The organism is Gluconacetobacter sp. (assembly GCF_047721585.1).
GTDB classification, from domain to species: Bacteria; Pseudomonadota; Alphaproteobacteria; order Acetobacterales; family Acetobacteraceae; genus Gluconacetobacter; species Gluconacetobacter dulcium.
Genome location: NZ_JBDNXE010000040.1, coordinates 13,707 through 33,189, shown reverse-complemented (window position 1 = coordinate 33,189; position 19,483 = coordinate 13,707). Strand labels below are relative to the sequence as shown.

Annotated in this window: 12 protein-coding genes; 6 read left to right on the top strand and 6 right to left on the bottom strand. The window is 67.9% G+C overall.

Annotated features, from left to right (window positions below; translation table 11 throughout):
* From ABF821_RS09570 to ABF821_RS09545, 6 genes are all read right to left on the bottom strand, one after another.
* A partial coding sequence (locus ABF821_RS09570; RefSeq protein ID WP_415529842.1) for a molybdopterin-dependent oxidoreductase occupies positions 1–1,639 on the bottom strand: 1,639 nt, incomplete at its 3' end.
* Between the two features lie 6 nt (positions 1,640–1,645).
* Positions 1,646–4,540 carry a nitrite reductase large subunit NirB gene (gene nirB / locus ABF821_RS09565; RefSeq protein WP_183010353.1) on the bottom strand — a complete coding sequence of 965 codons (2,895 nt, stop codon included), beginning with the start codon at positions 4,538–4,540 and terminating at the stop codon, positions 1,646–1,648.
* 82 nt (positions 4,541–4,622) lie between these two features.
* Positions 4,623–6,206: an alginate export family protein gene (locus tag ABF821_RS09560; protein WP_183010352.1), complete on the bottom strand. Its 1,584-nt coding sequence runs from the start codon at positions 6,204–6,206 to the stop codon at positions 4,623–4,625.
* A gap of 27 nt (positions 6,207–6,233) precedes the next feature.
* Complete coding sequence (locus ABF821_RS09555) at positions 6,234–7,454, bottom strand: nitrate/nitrite transporter (protein WP_182972444.1); 1,221 nt, start codon at positions 7,452–7,454, stop codon at positions 6,234–6,236.
* 212 nt (positions 7,455–7,666) lie between these two features.
* Entirely contained in the window at positions 7,667–8,869 is a 1,203-nt protein-coding gene (locus ABF821_RS09550) for a sensor histidine kinase (RefSeq protein ID WP_220793988.1), read from the bottom strand.
* Positions 8,869–10,071, bottom strand: a complete 1,203-nt coding sequence (locus tag ABF821_RS09545; protein WP_183010351.1) for a sigma-54-dependent transcriptional regulator — start codon at positions 10,069–10,071, stop codon at positions 8,869–8,871. Before ABF821_RS09545 ends, ABF821_RS09550 begins: the two co-directional genes overlap by 1 nt.
* Before the next feature lie 204 nt (positions 10,072–10,275).
* Here ABF821_RS09545 and ABF821_RS09540 point away from each other — a divergent pair, with 204 nt between their 5' ends.
* From ABF821_RS09540 to ABF821_RS09515, 6 genes are all read left to right on the top strand, one after another.
* Positions 10,276–11,598, top strand: coding sequence for an efflux RND transporter periplasmic adaptor subunit (locus ABF821_RS09540; protein WP_259654877.1), 1,323 nt, complete (start codon positions 10,276–10,278; stop codon positions 11,596–11,598).
* Between the two features lie 34 nt (positions 11,599–11,632).
* Positions 11,633–12,316 carry an ABC transporter ATP-binding protein gene (locus tag ABF821_RS09535; protein WP_114727742.1) on the top strand — a complete coding sequence of 228 codons (684 nt, stop codon included), beginning with the start codon at positions 11,633–11,635 and terminating at the stop codon, positions 12,314–12,316.
* 33 nt (positions 12,317–12,349) lie between these two features.
* Complete coding sequence (locus tag ABF821_RS09530; RefSeq protein WP_183010350.1) at positions 12,350–14,821, top strand: ABC transporter permease; 2,472 nt, start codon at positions 12,350–12,352, stop codon at positions 14,819–14,821.
* A gap of 94 nt (positions 14,822–14,915) precedes the next feature.
* The gene (locus ABF821_RS09525) at positions 14,916–17,381 is read left to right on the top strand and encodes an ABC transporter permease (protein WP_183010349.1); all 2,466 of its coding nucleotides are present in this window, start codon (positions 14,916–14,918) and stop codon (positions 17,379–17,381) included.
* A gap of 5 nt (positions 17,382–17,386) precedes the next feature.
* Positions 17,387–18,895 (top strand): TolC family outer membrane protein, encoded by a 1,509-nt coding sequence (locus tag ABF821_RS09520; protein ID WP_259654876.1) that lies wholly within the window; start codon positions 17,387–17,389, stop codon positions 18,893–18,895.
* A partial coding sequence (locus tag ABF821_RS09515; protein WP_415529841.1) for an ABC transporter permease occupies positions 18,895–19,483 on the top strand: 589 nt, incomplete at its 3' end. The genes ABF821_RS09520 and ABF821_RS09515, both read left to right, overlap by 1 nt.

The following is a 19,483-nucleotide window of genomic DNA, read 5'->3' as shown; positions in this document are numbered from 1 at the left end:
GGGGGCGGGAGAGGGGATCGCCTGCGGGCGCCGGCCACGGGACGGGGCCGGCGCGCAGGCGGTCATGACTGATGCCGGCGATGTCGTAGCCGGTCGCCGGATTGGTGAAGCGGCTGGCCTCGGCGAAGATTTCGGCGGCGGAGGTGAAGGAGAAGCCGTCCGCGAAGCCCATGGCGCAGGCGACGCGGGCGATGATCTCCCAATCCGCCAGGGCCTCGCCGGGTGGGGCGACGGCCTTGCGGGCCAGCGTCAGGGTGCGGTCGGAATTGACCTGCACGCCGTCGGCCTCGGCCCAGAGCGCGCCGGGGAGCAGGATGTCGGCGTAGCGCGTGGTTTCGCTGTCGGTGAAGGCGTCCTGCACGATCACGCATTCGGCGGCTTGCAGGGCGCGGATGACGTGGTTGCGATTGGCGACGGTGGCGACGGGGTTGGTGCAGATGACCCAGCAGGCGCGGATTGCGCCGCGTTCCATCGCCGCGAACATCGCGATCGCGCCGTTGCCGCCGGCTTCGCGCACCGTGCCGGGCGGGAGGCCCCATTGCCGTTCGGCGAAGGCGCGGTCGGCGGCGACCAGCGCGCTGCGCTGGCCGGGCAGGCCTGGCCCCATATAGCCCATCTCGCGCCCGCCCATGGCGTTGGGCTGGCCGGTCAGCGAGAAAGGGCCGCAGCCGGGGCGGCAGATCGTGCCGGTGGCCAGGTGCAGGTTGCACAGGGCATTGGTGTTCCATGTGCCGGTCAGGCTCTGGTTGAGGCCCATGGTCCACAGGCTCATCCACGCGCCCGCCTCGGCGATCCAGCGTGCCGTGGTCAGGATATCGGCGACCGGCAGGCCGGTGATGTCCGCCACCGTTTCGGGCGGGTAGTCGGCCAGGAAGGCGGGCATGGCGTCCCAGCCGGTGGTCGCCTGGGCGATGAAGCGGCTGTCGATGGCGCCGTCGCGGACCAGCAGGTGCAGCAGGCCGTTGAGCAGGGCGAGGTCGGTGCCGGGACGGATGGGAAGATACAGATCGGCCTTGTCCGCCGTCGCGGTGCGGCGGGGATCGACGACGACCAGCTTCGCGCCCGCGCGTTTGCGGTCCATCAGCCGCAGGAACAGGATCGGGTGACAATCGGCCATGTTCGCGCCGATGACGAAGAACAGGTTGGTACTGTCGAAATCCTCGTAGCTGCCGGGCGGGGCGTCGGCGCCTAGCGACAGCTTGTAGCCGCTGCCGGCGGCGGCCATGCAGAGGCGGGAATTGGATTCGATATGCTGGCTGCGGACATAGCCCTTCGCCAGCTTGTTGATCAGATACTGCGCTTCCAGCGACATCTGGCCGGAGACGTAGAAGGCGATCGCGTCGGGGCCGTGCGTGTCGAGGATGGCGCGCAGGCGCCGGGCGGTGGCCTCGATCGCCTGATGCAGCGGGGCGGGCGTGGCCGCGCCGCCGCGTTCCGCCCTGAGTGCCGCGTGGGCGAGACGCTGGGGCGAGGACAGGGGTTTGTCGCACGAACTGCCCTTGGTACACAGCCGGCCGGCATTCGACGGGTGCGCGGGGTCGCCGCGCACCTTCGCGATCGTGCCGTCTTCCACTTCGAGGATGAGGCCGCAGCCGACCCCGCAATAGGGGCAGACGGAGCGGATGTCTTCCCTGGCCATGCTGCCTCAGGCGGGGACGAGGGCCGGCGCCGCCGGGAGTTTCGCCCGGATCTGCACCGTGCCGTCGTGCAGGCGGGCATCCCATGTTCGCAGGCGGATGGCGGCGTCTTCCAGGCATTGGCCGTCTTCCAGGCGGAAATGCTGCTTGTAGAGCGGGGAGGCCACGATCCGCTGGCCTTTCAGATCGCCCATCAGGCCGCGCCCGATGACGTTGGCGTTGGAGAACGGATCGTGGTTGTCGATGGCGTAGACATGGGCGGGCGCGCCGTCCGTTTCGGGCAGGTAGAACAGGGCGATCTGGCTGCCGTCGTGCCAGGCCACGACGCCGGAGCGGGGCACCAGGTCGGTCTGGCCGCACAGGTCGGTCCAGTCGGCGGGGCCGGCTTCGGGCGCGGTTTCCGGCAGGTTGTCGGCGGGGCGGACCTGATCGCGTTCCGGCAGGGTGCGGATGTTGGGGTCCGGGCGGGTATCGTTGACGAAGGTGCGGAACCGCTTGAGCTTGTCGCGGTCGTTCAGGGCGTCGCGCCATTCGCAATGATAGTGGTCCACCACCGATTGCATCTGGCGTTCCAGCTCGGCGCAGATGCCCAGTGAATCGTGGATGATGACATCGCGCAGATAGTCCAGCCCGCCTTCGAGATTTTCCCGCCAGACGGAGGTGCGCTGGAGCTTGTCCGCCGTGCGGATATAGAACATCAGGAAACGGTCGATGTAGCGGACCAGCGTTTCGGCATCGAGGTCGGTCGCGAACAGTTCGGCGTGCCGGGGGCGCATGCCGCCATTGCCGCAGACATAGAGGTTCCAGCCGTTTTCGGTGGCGATGATGCCGACATCCTTGCTCTGCGCCTCGGCGCATTCGCGCGTGCAGCCGGAGACCGCGAATTTGAGCTTGTGCGGCGAGCGCAGGCCCTTGTAGCGGTTTTCCAGATCCAGCGCCTTGCCTACGCTGTCCTGCACGCCGTAGCGGCACCATGTGCTGCCGACGCAGGATTTGACGGTGCGGGTCGATTTTCCGTAGGCGTGGCCGGTTTCGAAGCCGGCATCGAGCAGTTCGGTCCAGATGTCGGGCAAATGGTGAAGCTGGGCGCCGAACAGGTCGATGCGCTGGCCGCCGGTGATCTTGGTGTAGAGCCCGTATTTCTTCGCGACCTGGCCCAGAACGATCAGCCTGTCGGGCGTGATTTCGCCGCCGGCGATGCGGGGCACCACCGAGTAGGTGCCGTTTTTCTGCATGTTGGCCATGAACGTGTCGTTCGTGTCCTGCAACGGGATGTAGAGCGGGTCGGTGATCGGCTTGTTCCAGGCCGAGGCGAGGATCGAGCCGATGGCGGGCTTGCAGATGTCGCAGCCGAGGCCGCCATTGCCATGATGCGCCATCAGGTCTTCGAATGTCTGGAGTCCGTGCACGCGGACCAGGGAGTACAGCTCCTGCCGGGTATAGGAGAAATGCTCGCACAGGCTGCGATCGACGGTGATGCCGCGTGCTTCCAGGTCGGTCTCGAATACGCTCTTCAGCAGCGCCGTGCAGCCGCCGCAGCCGGTGCTGGCCTTGGTGTCGCATTTCAGGGTGGCCAGATCGGTGCAGCCCGCGTCGATGGCGGCGCGGATCGCGCCCTTGGTGACGTTGTGGCACGAGCAGATGGTGGCGGTGTCGGGCAGGGAGTCGGCGCCCAGCAGGTCCGCGCCGTCGCCGCGCGGCAGGATCAGCACCGCGGGGTCGGCGGGCGGTTTGATGGCGTTCTGCACATATTGCAGGATCGTATCATAATAGGAATTGTCGCCGACCAGCACCGCGCCGATCACGCGCGCGCCGTCGCCCGACAGGACCAGCCGGCGGTATGACCCGTCGGCCTCGCCGATGAAGCGATAGCTGCGGCTGTCGGCGGTCGCGCCGTGGGCGTCGCCGATGGAGCCGACATCGACGCCCAGCAGCTTGAGCTTGGTGGACATGTCCGCGCCGCCGAATGCGGCGTCTTCGCCGGCGAGAAGGGCGGCGACGGTGCGGGCCATGGCGTAGCCCGGCGCGACCAGGCCGAAGACCTGGCCGTTCCACGCGGCGCATTCGCCGATGGCGAAGATCGCGGGATCGGACGTGCGGCAGGAATCGTCGATGACGATGCCGCCGCGCGGGGCGATGGCGAGGTCGCAGGCGCGGGCCAGACGGTCCTGCGGCCGGATGCCGGCGGAGAAGACGACCAGATCGGTTTCCAGAACGCTGTCATCGGCGAAGACGAGGCGGTGGCGGCATGTTTCCCCGGCCACGATCTCGCGCGTCGCGTGGCTGGTCAGCACCGCGATGCCCAGGGCCTCGATCCGCTGTTTCAGGGCCTGGCCGCCGGCGTCGTCGAGTTGCACGGGCATGAGGCGCGGGGCGAATTCGACGACCGATGTGGACAGCCCCAGCCCGGCCAGCGCGTTGGCGGCTTCCAGCCCCAGCAGGCCGCCGCCGATGACGACGCCACGGGATGCGCCGCCGGCGGCGGCGCGGATCAGGTCCAGATCGTCCAGCGTGCGATAGACCAGCCCGGCGGTGCCGCTGTTGCCGGGTACGGGCGGCACGAAGGGTGTGGAGCCGGTTGCGATGATGAGCGTGTGGTAGGGCAGGGTGCCTTCGGTGCTCTCGATGGTCCGGGCGGCGCGGTCGATCGCCGTGACGCGGACGCCGCGATGCAGGGTGAGACCGTGGGCGGTATGGAAATCCTGCCTGTGCAGGGCCAGGGCGGCGGCGTCCTGCCCGGTCATGTAGGCGGTGAGATGCACGCGGTCGTAGGCGTCGTGCAGTTCCTCGCCGAAGACGTGGATGGCGTGGCGTTCGTGCAGGCCGTGCATGACCAGTTGTTCGGCGCAGTAATGGCCGACCATGCCGTTGCCGATGATGACGATGGTGCCGGTGCTGGTCATGATGGTGCGTCCTTCCGTCTTGCGCGCCGTCGCGTGCGCTGTGCCGTTGCGTGCGCCGTACTGTCGCGCGGGGGCCGTGTGGTCAGAATTTGAATTCCACGGTCTGCATGTAGAACACGCCGCTCTTCGCCCCCGCCTGGCGCATGCCGTGCGAGGCGGCGAAGCCCGCGATGTCGTGCGTCCAGGCCCAGTGCGGTGCGAAATTCCAGGCAAGCTGCGCCTGGGGCGTGACGCCGATGAAGCCGCCATGGAGCGTGTTGCGCCAGGAATAGATCTTTCCCGTTCCGTAGACGGCATCCTGCGTGCTCTCGCGCCAGAAGACCGGCACATGCAGCCGCAGGTGGACGGTGGAGAGCGGGGTGGCGGTGATGACCGGACCCACGCCGACGAGGTTCTGCGAGGTGACGGCCAGCGTGACATCGTTGTAGTAGGGGAGCGGGAAATACGGCGTGGCGAAGGTGCCGACGGCGCCGTCCTTGCTGTGGTAGGAGCCCCCCGAGAACAGGTCGGCCTGGATGCCGAAGGTGGGTTTGCCGGGCAGGGTGCCGCCGTTCCAGTTGGCCACGCCGTTGACGGCGTAAGCGCGCACCGCGCGCGTCGGCCCCGCATTGCCCGCCGGGCGGAATTCGCCGCCCTGGAATACGCCCGTCAGGCTGGCATCGAAGGGGCCGGCGGTGCCCCAGAGGCGGGTGCCGATATTGTCGCGGCGGGTCGAGCCGGGCTGCGCCTTGCCGCTCTGCGCCGCCGGCAGGGCGGCGGCGGGGCCGTTGAAGAGATAGCCGAGGAAAAAGACGTCGGCGAAGATGTGGGTCTTCTGCCCCAGGAACGAGAAGGAGGGCAGGGCGGTCGATGTGTAGGCGCCGTACATCCGGGCGTTGTAGCTGGTGCCGTCGGCGAAGACATTGCGCGGCAGCTTGTTGGTCTGCATGAAATCGAACAGGTCGACGCGGACGGATTTCCAGACGGCGTAGCCCCGGAAACCATCCCATGTCTGCTGCACGTTGGGCAGGTCGCGGGCCGACTGCATGGAAATCGGCGCATCGAGAAAGACCTGTCGGCCGCCGATGGCGCCCATCTTCGCGCCGAGCAGGTTGCCCTTGACCTCCAGAATGCCCTGCTGGAGGTCGAGCCGTTCGCGCTGGGTGCCGGCCTGATAGCCGTAATAATTGCTGCCGCCGCCGACGCCCCAGAGAAATTCGGCGTAGGCGCGGACATGCTCGCCGAGATGCAGGTCGGCGCCATACATGGTGCGCAGCAGGATGCGGCTGGCGTTCGTCTTGCCGGCCGTGCCCATCATCGGCTGGTTTTCGAAGATGTAGCGCAGGCGTTCCTCGCCGCTGATCGACAGCCAGATATCGCCCTTGTCGGTCAGGCGGATATATTTGAGGCGATTGAACCAGTCCTGCCTCCGGCGTGCCGGAGAGGCGGTGGCGAGGTCGCTCCAGTCCTCCGCCCAGCGGGCCTGGCCGAAGCCGTTGACGGCGCCGAACCCGGCGGCGGCGCTTTTGGCGGCATTGAATACGCCCCAGTCGCGGGTGTGGGGCGGTTGTTTGCGGGAGGGTGCGGTCTTTCCGGCGGCCGTCTGCTGGCTGTGCGCGGTCGGTGCCGCGTGGTCGGCCGGCGTGGCGGCGTGGGCCGGGCGCGCGCCGGTCTGTTCATGGGGCACGTTCGGGGTCCGTGTCTCGAAGGAGGATCAGAGGGCGGCGGGAAGTTCCGTGCTGTCGGGCAGCGGCCGGACCGATATGGTCTTCCAGCGTCGGCGGCAGACCGACACGCAGCCGAGGGCGAGCAGGGCGATGCCGGCGAAGGCGAGGAAGCCGGGGCCGTACGACCCTGTTGCCTGCCGCGCCGCGCCGAGCGACGAGGCGAGGTAGAACCCGCCCACGCCGCCGCTCATGCCCACCAGGCCGGTCAGGATACCGACCTGCCGGGGGAAGAGGGTCGGCACGAGCTGGAAGACGGCGCCGTTGCCCAGCCCCAGCACCAGCATCCCGGCGAAGAAGGCCGGAAAGGCCAGCCAGATGGTGGGCAGGCCGCTGCCGATCAGGCCGAAGATGACGGCGGCGGCGGCGTAGAGGATGCACAGCGCGCGGTCGCCGCCGACGCGATCGGCCAGCGCGCCGCCCAGCGGGCGGACGAAGGAGCCGACGAACACGACCAGAGCCGTGCAACTGCCCGCCACCGTCGGCGCCAGCCCGTACTGGTCGTTGAAATAGATCGTCAGGAAGGAGGCCAGGCCGACGAAGCCGCCGAACGTGACGCCGTAGAAGAACATCAATGCCCAGCAATCGGCTTTCCTGAGCACCGGCAGCCAGGCGACGAGGCCGGCGGAGGGGCGGCGGGGCGGTTCCTTGGCGAGGAACAGGAAGGCGCAGAGCACGGCGGCCAGCGGGAGGGTGGCGAGGCCCAGCACGTTCACCCAGCCATAAAGGACGGCCAGCCCCGGTGCGAAGAGGGCGGCGAGCGCGGTGCCGGAATTGCCCGCGCCCGCGATGCCCAGCGCCGTGCCCTGGTAATGCGGCGGGTACCATCCCGACGCGAGGGGCAGCGCGACCGCGAAGGAGGCGCCGGCCACGCCCAGGACCAGGGCGACGGGAAACAGGCCCGCATAGCTGTGGGGGGCGATCATCCAGCTTGCGGCGAGGCCGGCGATGACGAGAAGCTGCATGGCGATGGCGACCCGGCGGGGGCCGAAACGATCGACCAGCGCGCCGGCGACGACGCGGAATGCCGCGCCGGCCAGCACCGGTATGGCGACCAGAAAACCTTTTTGCCCGGCATTGAGATGCAGGTCATGGGCGATGGCGATGCCCAGCGGCCCGAGCAGAACCCAGACCATGAAGGACACATCGAAATAGAGAAACGCCGCAAGCAGCGTGCGCGGATGACCGGCTTTGAAAAATCCCTTGTCCACGGTGCAGCATCCAGCGTCCGCCTTGCAATCAGGAGGACGCGCCCTCTGCGGGCATGAAAGCCGTCTTTGACTTTCCGGTGTCTCGTCGTGTGGTTTCTGACCGCGCCTGGTCGATCCGTCGCCGTTGACGGAAAACCTGTATGGAGCGGACCTGTAATTATTATCGGACAAGAATGATATGGAGTCAAAATAATATTCCGCCGGGCGGGTTCCTACAGGCTGAGCAGGAACGCGGTGCGCCATGGCGTGTCGGGCCGGGGTGGCTCCAGGGTGAGCGAGCCGCCATGGGCCAGGGCGATCTGGCGGGCGAGGCTGAGGCCGATGCCGCTGCCGTTGGGCTTCAGCGAGAAGAACGGGCGGAAGACCGCGTCGCGGTGGGCGTCCGCGATGCCGGCGCCATTGTCGCGGATGGCGATGACCATGCCGGTCGATGTGGCGTGGCCCTGGAGCCATACGGTGGGGCCGGCGGGATCGGCGGTGGCGAGGGCGGCTTCCGCCGCGTTGGTGAGAAGGTTCAGCACGGCCTGTTCCATCTGCGCCGCGTCGAGGCGCACGATGACGCGGCGGGGCGGCATGGTGGTGTCCAGACGGACGCGATGGCCCCAGCGGGCGCCGAACAGCGCGCCCAGTCCGCGCAGCAGGTCGTGCAGGTCGGTCGGGCGCGGGTCGGGGGGCGGCAGGCGCGCCAGGTCGCGATAGCCCTGCACGAAGCGGTCGAGCCCGCGGGTGCGGCGCAGGATGGTGCCCAGGGCCTCGCGGATCGTCTCCGCCGCCGCCGGGTCGAGCGGGAGGGCGGCCAGTTCGTGCGCCGTTTCGGCCAGCGAGATGATCGGGGTGAGCGAATTCATGATCTCGTGGCCGAGGATCTGGAGCAGGTCGCGCAGGGTGCGGGCGTCGGCGGCGTTCAGTTCCGCCTCGATATCGGTCAGGGCCAGGAAATGCGTGACGCCGCCTGACCCGCTGCCCTGCGCCACGGCCAGGGCGAAGGTGCGCGGCGGGGCATCCTGCATTGTGGGAATGCGCACGACGCGGCGTTCGGGCGACGGCGTGCCCAGCAGGGCGGCCGTGTCGGCGGGCAGGCGGTCCTCGGTGCCGAACAGGCGGCGGGCGGCGCGATTGGCGGCGTGGAAGGCGCCGTCGCCCGTGCGGTAGAGCAGGGGGATGGGAGCGTGGTCCAGCAGGGCGCGGTTGCGCAGGCGCTCGCGGTCCGAGGGGCGGACGATGGCGCTTTCCACCCGCACGGGGCGCCGGGCCAGGGCGGCCAGCAGGCCGACATGGATCAGCGTTGCCGCCAGCGCGGCCAGGGTAAGCAGGGCGGCGGTGGCATAGAGGCCGGCCGCCAGCGCGCGCGGCGCCAGCAGGCAGGCGCCCGCGACCAGGACGATGCAGACCGCGAAGCTGCGGATGGCGCGCATTACAGGCCGTAGCGCGCCATGCGGCGGTACAGGGCGGGACGGGTGAGCCCGAGGTCGCGCGCCGCGTGCGAGACGTTGAACCCGTGGCGGCGCAGCGCGGCCTCGATCAGCGCCTGTTCGGACTGGGCCAGCGTGGGGGCGTCCTGCGTGTGTGTGCTGTCGCCGGGCAGGGGAGCGGCTGCGTCGCCCAGGACCACCATCCGCTCCATCGCCGCGCGCAGTTCGCGGATATTCTGCGGCCAGGGGCGCAGATGGAGGGCGTCGAGGGACGCCGTGTCCAGCGCGGGTTCGGGCAGGCCGTGGCGGATGGCGAAATAATGCAGGAAATGCGCGGCAAGTGCGGGAATGTCGTCCTGGCGGCCGGCCAGCGGCGGCAGCGAGACGCGCACCGCGTCGAGGGGCAGCCACAGCCTTGGCGGCAGGCGGGCGGCAAGCTCCTCCGCCCCCAGGGAGGAGAGGGCGAGGATGCGTGGCGGGGCGGCGTCGTCCAGCCTGTCGGCCAGGGTGCGCTGGAGCGGGGGCGGCAGGGATTCGATCCCGCGCATGATCCAGGTGCCGCGTCCGGGGGGGAGGGTGGACAGGCCCTCGGCGTCGAGCATGACCGGTGGCGCGGTGTCGCCCGAGCGGGCATGGATGCGGCGGGCCAGCAGGGTCTTGCCGCTGCCGGGCGGGCCGGAGAGCAGCATGTGCGCGCGGGTGGGCGCGATGCGGTCCGCAAGGGCGACGGCCGTGCGTATCGGGCCGGAGACCGCGATCAGGACCGGCTCGCCGGTTTCGGAATCCGCTTCCATCGTTCCGGCCTCGCGCCGCAGGCGGTCCAGCGTGTCGTGCAGCAGGGTGACCAGCCGTTCGTTATGCCATGGCTTCATGACGAAATCGGTGGCGCCCTCGCGCATGGCGGCGACGGCGATGGCCACCCCGCTATGGCCCGTGACGACGATGACCGGCAGGGCGGGACGCAGCGCGTGCAGGTCGCGCAGCAGCGCCAGCCCTTCCGCCCCGGTGGTGGCGCCCGGTGCGTAATTCAGGTCCAGCAGCACCAGGTCGATCGGGTCGGCGGCGACGCGGGTCAGGGCCTCCGCCGCGTCGTGGGCCGGGAGCACGCGAAAGCCGCGCCGTGTGAGCAGCAGGCGGGCGGCGGACTGGATGTCGGTATCGTCGTCGACGAAGAGGACCGTTGGCGGGTTGGCCGGGTCCGTCATGGTGTGGGTGCTCCCGATTCGTTTCGTGTCGTTTCGCGGTCGTGCGGATATCCGTCTTGACAGGCCTGCCCGGCTGTCCGGTTTCGGACAGTTTGTCCGCTGGCGGACAGGGAGAGGGAGTGATCCGAAAAACATCGTTGTTTTACAATGGGATAAAAATCCGTTCGGGTACCATACACTGTTTGCGAACGAGGGAAACAGAGCATGGACCGACCGATTTCATCCCCCGACGCCGTGCCGTCGCCGACCCGTCCGCTGCCCGGTGGCGGGATGGATCGGGCGGTGCGTCGTCCGCGCCACCATGTGCTGATGCGTCGCGCGGTGCGCTGGGGGGCGGCGGTGGCCGTGGTGGCGGCCGGGGTGATGGTGTGGCGGATGGTGCCGGCCTCGGGCACGCTGTCGGTGCGCAATGACCAGTTGACGATCGAGACCGTCCGCTCGGCGCCGTTTCTCGATTATCTTCCCGTGCGCGCCAGTGTGGCGCCGCTGCATGTGACCTATGTGGGCGCGGTGCAGGGTGGCGAGGTGTCGGAGGTCGTGGCGCATGACGGCGTGCTGGTGGCCAGGGGCGATATTCTCGCGCGGCTGACCAACCCGCAGCTTCAGCTCGATGTCACGTCCCGCGAGGCGCAGATCGCCAGCCAGTTGGGCGCGGTCAGCGCGCAGCGGCTGGCGTTGCAGCAGACGCGGACCAGCGAGGAAAGCCAGCTTGGCGAGGCGCGCTACAATCTGCTGAAAGCGCGCCGGGAACTGGAGATTCACGAACAGCTTCATGGGCAGGGGTTCGAATCCGACGCCAACCTGCAAAGCTATCGCGACGAGGCCGACTATGACGCGAACCGGGTGGCCCGGCTGGATGCGGCGCGGACGCAGGACATGGCGGTCGCGGCCCGGCAGAGCGACGAGATCGACCGCGAGGCGCAGCGCCTGCGCAGCAATCTGGCAGTGGTGGAGGACAGTATGGGCGCGCTGGTGCTGCGTGCGCCGGTGGCGGGGCGGCTGACGAATTTCGACCTTCAGCCGGGGCAGTCGCTGAAGGCGGGTGACCGGATCGGGCAGATCGACAGCGAGGGGCAATATCGCCTCGATGCCGATATCGACGAATTCTATCTGGGCCGGGTCTCGGTCGGGCAGCGGGCGGATGCCGAGATCGGCGACGCCAAGGCGGCGATGACGGTGACGCGCGTGCATCCGCAGGTGACCAACGGGCAGTTCCGCGCCGAACTGACCTTCGACGGGGCGATGCCGGCCGGGTTGCGCCGGGGCGAGAGCGTGGATGTGCGGATTACGCTGGGTGAGACGCATCCGGCGCTGGTGCTGCCCAACGGCGCCTGGCTGGAAGCCGGGGGCGGGTCGGCGGCCTTTGTCGTGACGCCGGACGGGCATGGCGCCGACCGGGTGGCGATTACCTCCGGGCGGCGTAACCCCGAGCAGGTGGAAATGACGGGCGGGCTGCGCGCGGGGGATCGCGTGATCGTCTCGTCTTATAATTCCTACAAGAATTTCAATCATCTTTCGATTCACTGACCAACGGCCACGCAACGAACGGAATGCAACGGACATGCTGATCTCCCTTTCCCACATCCAGCGCCTCTATCGCTCCGACGAGGTGGAGACGACGGCGCTGCTCGATATCGAGCTTGGTATCGAGGCGGGCGAATTCGTCGCCATCATGGGCCCTTCGGGCTGCGGCAAGTCCACGCTGCTGAACATTCTCGGCACCATCGACCGGCCGACCGGGGGCTCCTATTCCTTCGGCGGGCAGGAACTGACCGAACTGGGCGAGGCGGCGCTGGCGGCGTTCCGGCGCGAAAACCTGGGTTATGTCTTCCAGAGTTTCAATCTGATCGACGAACTGACGATCGAGGAGAATATCGAGCTTGCGCTGATCTATCGCCGGATGCCCAAGGCCGAGCGGCGGCGGCGGGTGGCGCATGCCATGGACCATGTGGGGATCGCCCATCGGGCACGGCATTATCCCTCGCAGCTTTCGGGCGGGCAGCAGCAGCGCGCGGCGATTGCCCGTGCCATCGTCGGCGAGCCGCGCCTGATCCTGGCGGATGAGCCGACCGGTAACCTCGATACCGAAAACGGCGCGCAGGTGATGGATATTCTCCAGCGCCTGAACGACGAGGGGGCGACCATCGTGATGGTCACCCATTCGCCCAGCCATGCCGACCTGGCGAAACGCCGCGTGGACATGCTGGACGGGCAGGTCGTGATTTCGGTCCGCAATGCGATCTGAGCGGTCTCCGTCGGGATCAGGGGAGTGTCGGCGATGCTGATGACCATCGTGCGCGGTGTCCTGCGGCAGGCGCGGCGGCACCCGGTTTATGTCGGGCTCGATCTTCTGGGGCTGGCGCTGGGGATCGGCGTTTTCCTGAGCCTGGCGTTGCTGGTGCGGTATGAATACAGCTTCAATGCCGGCCTGCCGGGTGCCGAGCGGCTGGTGCGGCTGGACGAACGATGGACCGAGGCTGGCGTCGCACCGATGGAGGAAGCGGACGCGACCTTTCATGCCCTGCCGTTCCTGCGCCGGGATTTTCCGGAAATCGAGGATGCGGTGCCTTTGCTGGAGACGACGTTCCGGACCGGGCAGGGCGGGCAATTTACGGCATTCAACGGATACGAAACGGATTCGTCATTCTTTCGGGTTTTCGGAATCGGCCTGTCGCGCGGGGTCGCGGACGATGCGCTGTCGCAGCCGGATGGGCTGGTGCTGTCCGAAAAGGCCGCGATGAAGGCGTTCGGCACGCTCGACGTGCTGGGGCGGCGCATGGAGCTCAACCGGTCGGGGACGCGATCGGTCCATGTCGTGACCGGAATCATGATGTCCGTAACCGGACCTAACCTGCTGGCGAATGCCGAGATGGTCGTGCCCATTCCGCCCGAGGAAGCCCGGACGCGGTCATGCTTCCTGTATTGGGGTTCGTCCTGCGGCGAGGTTTTCCTGCGCCTGAAAAGGCCGGAGGATATCGGCGCCATCCGCGCGCGGATGCGCGATTTCGTCATACGCAATGCTTCGGGGGCGGCGGGTGACCATGTCGCCATCGGCCCGCACCCTGAAAAAATCTATGAAATCGTGGTCGTGCCGCTGCGCGAGGCGCATTTTCACGATGCCGGCGTGGACGACACCGAGGATGGCGTGGATCGGAACGTCGTCAATGCGATCGGGCTGATCGGGTTTCTGGCCCTGGTGCTGGGTTGCGCCAACACCGTGAACCTGGCGACCGCGCGCGCCGGGCTGCGTGCGCGGGAGGTTGCCGTACGGAAGACGCTTGGCGCGACCCGGCGCCTGCTGTTCGCGCAGTTCATGGGCGAGGCGTTGTTCGTGACCGCCCTTGCCGGGATCGTGGGGCTGGTGTTGTGCGAGATCCTGACCCCCGAGATCGCGAGCCTGACGGGCGAGGCCGTGACCGTTTCATATGGGTTCGTGCTGGCGACCCTGCCGGTGGTCGTCGTGCTGACGGGCCTGGCCAGCGGGTTTCATCCGGCCACTGTCCTGTCCGGCTATCGCCCGGCGGCGGTGCTGGCGGCGGCACGCATGCCCTCGGGCGGGCGGGGGGCCGCGCGGTTACGCAATATCCTGGTCGCCGGGCAGTTCGCCATTGCGGTCGCCATCGTGATCTGCACGCTGGTGATCGACCGGCAGACCGCGTTCATGCGCGACGCGGACCGGGGTTATGTCAAATCCGGCCTGCTGATCGGCCAGCCGCTGCGCGGCAACGACGCAGCCCTGGAACGCAGGATGCTGGACGCATTGCGCTCGGTGCCCGGTGTCGCGGCGATCGGGTTCGGGGAACTGGAGCCGAGGCCGCATTCCATGTCCCGCTCGGCCTATAAATATGCCGGGCCGAACGGGCCGGTCGACATCCAGATATTGTTCGACCGGGTCGGGCCGGGTTATTTCGAGGTCTATCGTCCGCGCCTGCTGGCGGGGCGCTGGTTCGACCCCGCGCGTGGGCAGGACGAGGGGCCAGATGCCGATAATCTGCGCGATGGAACGGGCAGTTTCAATGTCGTGGTCAATGCCAAGACGATTGCGACGCTGGGTTTCGCCACGCCCGGGATGGCGATCGGCCAGGTTCTCACGAACGATGGGCTGAAGGCGCGGATCATCGGCGTGGTGGACGACATGCGCTTCGTCTCGCCGCGCGACCCGGTTTCGCCCGAGATCATCTTCTTCGACACGCTGGCCAGGGTGCCGTTCGTGGACCCCATTCCGGCCGTTCGCTTCCAGGGTGTCACGCGCGCCGTGATGGCGCAGCGGCTGGACCGGGCGTGGGCTTCGGTCAGGCCGGAACTGGCCAGCTCTTTCCAGCCCGCCGACGAGCGGATGGAGATGTATTTCACGGGTGACGAACGGCGGGGGCATCTCTTTACCCTCGGCGCGGTGGTGGCGCTGCTGATCGCCTGTATGGGGCTGTATAGTCTGGCGGCCTTTTCGGCGATCCGGCGGGTGCATGAGATCGGCATCCGCAAGGCTCTGGGGGCTTCGGGCGGGCAGATCGCCGCTCTGCTGCTGCGCGACTTCCTGCGGCCGGTGGCGCTGGCCTGCGTGCTGGCGTGCCCGGTGGCGTGGGTTCTGATGCGGTCGTGGCTGTCGGGCTTCGACCAGCGCGTGCCGCTCAGCCCGCTGCATTTCCTGATTGCCATCGCGGGGGCGTTTCTGATCGCCACGCTGACGGTGCTGGGACAGACGCTCCGCGTCGCGCGCGCCGAGCCCGCGCGGGCGCTGCGGGCGCAGTAACCGACATGACGACATCCGCTCTTATTCCAGTCGTGCTTTCCGCCGTGGCGGGGAGCGTGGCCTTTTGCCCTGATGCGGGCTGAGGAGGCATCGCGTGCTTGCTACCATCCTGAGAAGCGTCGCGCGTCAGGCGCGGCGGCATCCGCTGTATGTCGGGCTCAATATGTTCGGGCTTGCGCTGGGGATCGGCGTGTTTCTGACGCTGAGCCTGTTGGTGCATTACGAATATGATTTCAATGCCGGGTTGCGCGATGTGGACCGGCTGGCGCGCGTCGATACCCATTGGTCTTTGCCCGGTGTCGCGTCGGGGGAGTACGCGTCCGTCACGTTTCATGCCCTGCCTTTTCTGGAACAGGATTTTCCGGAAATCGAGGCGGCGGCGCGATTGCGGGAGTCCGCGCTGAATACGGTGCGGGACGGACGTTTCACGTCGTTTGTATCGCGCGTGACCGATCCTTCGTTCTTTCGCGTCTTCGGGTTGACGCTGCTGCATGGGCGTTCGGACGACGCCCTGGCGCGGCCGGAGGGGCTGGTGCTTTCGGACCGCGCCGCGATCCGGCTGTTCGGCACGACGGATGTGATGGGACGCACGGTGCCGGTCGTGAGCAGCAATGGGGTGACGGTGAACCATACCGTGACCGGCGTGCTGGCGCCCCGGACGGCGCCGGATTTTCTCTCGGATATCGAGATGCTGGTGCCGTTCGCCGCGACGGATATGAATGCGTCCTGCTTCGTGTCCTGGGGGAGCGATTGCGGCTCGATCTATCTGAAGCTGCGTCGGCCGGGCGACATCGCTGCCGTGAACGGGCGGATGCGTGATTTCGTCGTGCGCCATGCCGCGGGGGCGGAGAGCGATGCCAATGCGCTGGGTGGGCATCCGGAGACGGTGTACGCGCTGTCGCTGGCACCGTTGCAGGGCGCGCGTTTCAGCGATTTCCACGTTCTGTATGCCGATGACGGGGTGGATCGGACGGTTATCGACAGTATCGGGCTGATGGGGCTGCTGGCGCTGGCGCTGGCCTGTGCCAATGCGGTCAACCTGGCCACCGCGCGGGCGGGGCTGCGTGCCCGAGAGGTGGCGATCCGCAAGACGCTGGGGGCGTCGCGGCGGGTGCTGTTCGTCCAGTTCATGGGCGAGGCGATGTGTGTGGCCGTCATTGCCGGTGGGCTGGGCCTTGTCCTGTGCGAAATCCTGGTGCCCGAGGTGGCGAGCCTGACGGGAGAAGCGCTTGCCCTCCGCTATGGGCTGGTCGGGATGCTGCTGCCGCCGATCGTCGTTCTCTGCGGTTTCGCCAGCGGGCTTTATCCGTCCATGGTGCTGTCCGGCTATCGGCCGGCCGCCGTGCTGGCCGCCGCGCGGATGCCGTCGGGCGGGCGGGGGGCGGCGCGGCTGCGCGATGCGCTGGTGGCCGGGCAGTTCGGCATTGCGGTCACGATCGTGATCTGCATGCTGGTGATCAATCACCAGACGGATTTCATGCGGACGGCCGATCCGGGCTATGTGCGGTCCGGGTTGCTGATCGGCTCCGCGATGCCGGGCAAGGACCTGGCTGTCCAGCGCAGGATGCTGGATGCGTTGCGTGCGGTGCCCGGCGTGGCGGCGGCGAGTTTCGGCGAACTGGCGCCGAGCCCCGACAACAAGACCCGGTCGATCTTCACTTATGACGGGCCGGCCGGGCCGGTGCGCGTGCATCTGCTCCAGGATTTCGTGACGACACGCTATTTCGAGGTGTATCGGCCGCGCCTGCTGGCCGGGCGCTGGTTCGATGCGTCCCGGGGCATGGACGACTTGCCGGCGCGTGAGGACATGGCGACCCATACGGCCAGTGCCGTCCTGAACCGGATGGCGGTTGGGCGCTTCGGGTTCGCGTCGCCCGCCGAGGCGATCGGCAAGATAATCGGGACCGGCGGGACGACGGCCCGGATCGTCGGCGTGATCGACGATGTGCGCTTCGAATCGCCGCGCCAGGCGATCTATCCCGAGATCATGTTCTTCAACGCGCTTGCGCGGCGTCCGCTGACCGAGCCCATTCCTGCCGTCCGGTTCCACGGTGTGGCGGCGGCCGACATGGTGCGGCGGCTGAACCGGGCGTGGACGGCGGTTCTGCCGGATGTGCCGGGCGAGTTTTCGGCCGTCGATGCGCGGATGGCGACCTATTACAGCGGCGACGAGCGGCGGGGGCGCATCTTTACGCTGGGTGCGGTGGCGGCGCTGCTGATCGCCTGCATGGGGTTGTATGGGCTGGCGGCGTTCGCGGCCGCGCGGCGGGTGCATGAGATCGGCATCCGCAAGGCGCTGGGGGCGTCCGGGCGACAGATCGTGACGCTGCTGCTGGGCGATTTCCTGCGGCCCGTGGCGGTGGCGTGCCTGCTGGCCTGCCCCGTGGCGTGGGTGCTGATGCGGCAATGGCTGGCGGGATTCGACGAACGGATCGCGCTGACGCCGGCCCATTTCGTGATCGCGGTGGCCGGGGCGTTCGCCATCGCCATTTTCACCGTCCTTGGACAGACCTTTCATCTGGCGCGTGCCGAACCGGCGCGGGCCTTGCGGGCGGAGTGATCGCCATGCGTGTCTATCTGGAGCCTGATCGGAAATCTGATCTGGGGGACGCCACCCCGCGGGCCGTGCGCGTGCATCGGCGCGGATTTTCGGCCGGGCTTGTCGCGGCGTTCGGTCTTTCGCTGGCCGCCATGTCGCCCGCCGCCGCGCAGACGCTCCAGGAATCGCTCGGGTTGGCCTATCGCGGCAATCCGACATTGCTGGGCGAGCAGGCGAACCAGCGGGCCGTGACCGAGAATTCGGCGCAGGCGCGCAGCGGATGGCGGCCGACCGTGTCGGTCAACATGGATGCGAACTATCAGCAGGGGCCTTATACCAGCGCCTTCGCGCTGGGCACCTTCACGTCGAATTACGCCGAAGGTTATGTGTCGGCCAAGCAGACGCTGTATTCCTTCGGCCATGTCGCCAACCAGGTGCGGGCGGCGGATGCGCGGTCTCGGGCCGAGGGTGAAAATCTGCGCCTGACGGAATCGCAGGTCTTCACCGCCGCGATCAGTGCCTACATGGATGTGTTGCGCGATCGGTACGTGCTGGACGTGCGTGTGGCCGACCTGGAGATGCTGGTGCGGCAGGTGCGGTTGATCACCTCGCGCTATAATCTGGGGGGCGCGCCGGGCGAGCAGGTGACGCGCACCGATGTGGAGCAGGCCGAGACGCGCCGACGGTCCGCCGAAGTGGCGCTGACGCAGGCACGGGCGACGCTGGCGGCGTCGGAGGCGAATTTCCGCGCCGTTATCGGCGTCATGCCGGCGCAATTGACCATGCCGGAGGGGTTGCCGGGCCTGCCGCCTTCGATCGAGCAGGCTGTCAGGGAGGCTATCGCCGCCAATCCGCAACTGGCGCAGACGCGCGAGATGAAGTCGGCGACCGAGGCGGATATCGATACCGCGCGGTCGCAATGGGGGCCGCAGATCCAGGTGCAGGGGCTGTTGGGGACCGTGGGGCCGGCGGCGCCGTTCCGGGGGCATGAATATTCGGAGCAGGTCAGCGGTACGGTGTCGCTGGTGCAGCCGCTTTATAATGGCGACCTTTATAATGCGCAGATCCGGCAGGCGCGCGACAAGGACGAGCAGGCGCGGCAGAATCTGGAGCAGGCCCGGCGGGTGGCGTTGCAGGATGTGGTGACCAGTTGGCGGGCGGTGGAGAACGGCTTGCAGGCGATCCAGGCCGGCATCGCCGAGGTGCGGTCGGGCGAAACGACGCTGAAGGGCTATCAGGTCGAATATGGCTATGGGCTGCGCAGCACGACCGACGTGCTGTATGCCGACCAGAATCTGCGGGCCGCGCAGGTGGATCTGGCGACCAGTCGCCATGACACGATCGTGGCCGAAGCGAAGCTGCTGGCCGCGATCGGGCGGTTGCAGGCCCGCGACCTGTTGCCCGGTGTCCAGCATTACAACAGCGGAGCCGCATTGCAGCGTGCGCGGACGCGCGGGTGGGAGCCGCTTCAGACACCGATTGCCGCGCTCGACCGGGTGGGCTGGTCCTCCGGGCCGACAGGGGAGAGCAAGTGATGTTTGCGTCGGGTTTCAGAATTCTGCCCCGGCATGGGGGCTATGGGGCGATCAACCTGCTGGGACTGGGGCTGGGTGTTGCCGTCTTTCTGACGATGATGCTGATCGTGCGGTACGAATACGGGTATGACAGCTATCTGCCCGGTGCGTCGCGTATCTATCAGGTCGATGATGTTTTTCGCCCGGCCGGGCGGGCGCCTTATGAATCGAGTTATATCAGTTTCGTGCCCGTTCCTTTCATGGAGCAGGATTTTCCGGAAATCAGCCAGGCGGTTCGCGTTTTCGAAAGTCACGTGCCCGTGCGGGCCGGGGACGTGCTGGGACGCGATGCGGTGACATTGACCGACCGGAATTTTTTCTCGGTCTTCGATCTGCCTCTTCTGGAAGGGAACAAGGCGACCGCGCTCGATGGGCCCGGCAAGGTGGTGCTGTCGGCCACGATGGCGCGGAAATATTTCGGCACCGTCCATGCGATCGGTCGCCGGATGCGGATCGACAATAGTCATGACGAGAGTGTGGTGGGGGGGCAACCAGGCGCTCAAACCGCCCCAACGCCCCCCCCGGTCACGCGCCAGACGCAGGTATACG

What these genes read in the sequence shown, in the direction of transcription:
- ABF821_RS09520 (WP_259654876.1), top strand. Translation starts at nt 17,387, where the DNA reads ATGCGTGTCTATCTGGAGCCTGATCGGAAATCTGATCTGGGGGACGCC.
- ABF821_RS09530 (WP_183010350.1), top strand. Translation starts at nt 12,350, where the DNA reads ATGCTGATGACCATCGTGCGCGGTGTCCTGCGGCAGGCGCGGCGGCAC.
- ABF821_RS09535 (WP_114727742.1), top strand. Translation starts at nt 11,633, where the DNA reads ATGCTGATCTCCCTTTCCCACATCCAGCGCCTCTATCGCTCCGACGAG.
- ABF821_RS09550 (WP_220793988.1), bottom strand. Translation starts at nt 8,869, where the DNA reads ATGCGCGCCATCCGCAGCTTCGCGGTCTGCATCGTCCTGGTCGCGGGC.
- nirB (WP_183010353.1), bottom strand. Translation starts at nt 4,540, where the DNA reads ATGACCAGCACCGGCACCATCGTCATCATCGGCAACGGCATGGTCGGC.
- ABF821_RS09540 (WP_259654877.1), top strand. Translation starts at nt 10,276, where the DNA reads ATGGACCGACCGATTTCATCCCCCGACGCCGTGCCGTCGCCGACCCGT.
- ABF821_RS09545 (WP_183010351.1), bottom strand. Translation starts at nt 10,071, where the DNA reads ATGACGGACCCGGCCAACCCGCCAACGGTCCTCTTCGTCGACGACGAT.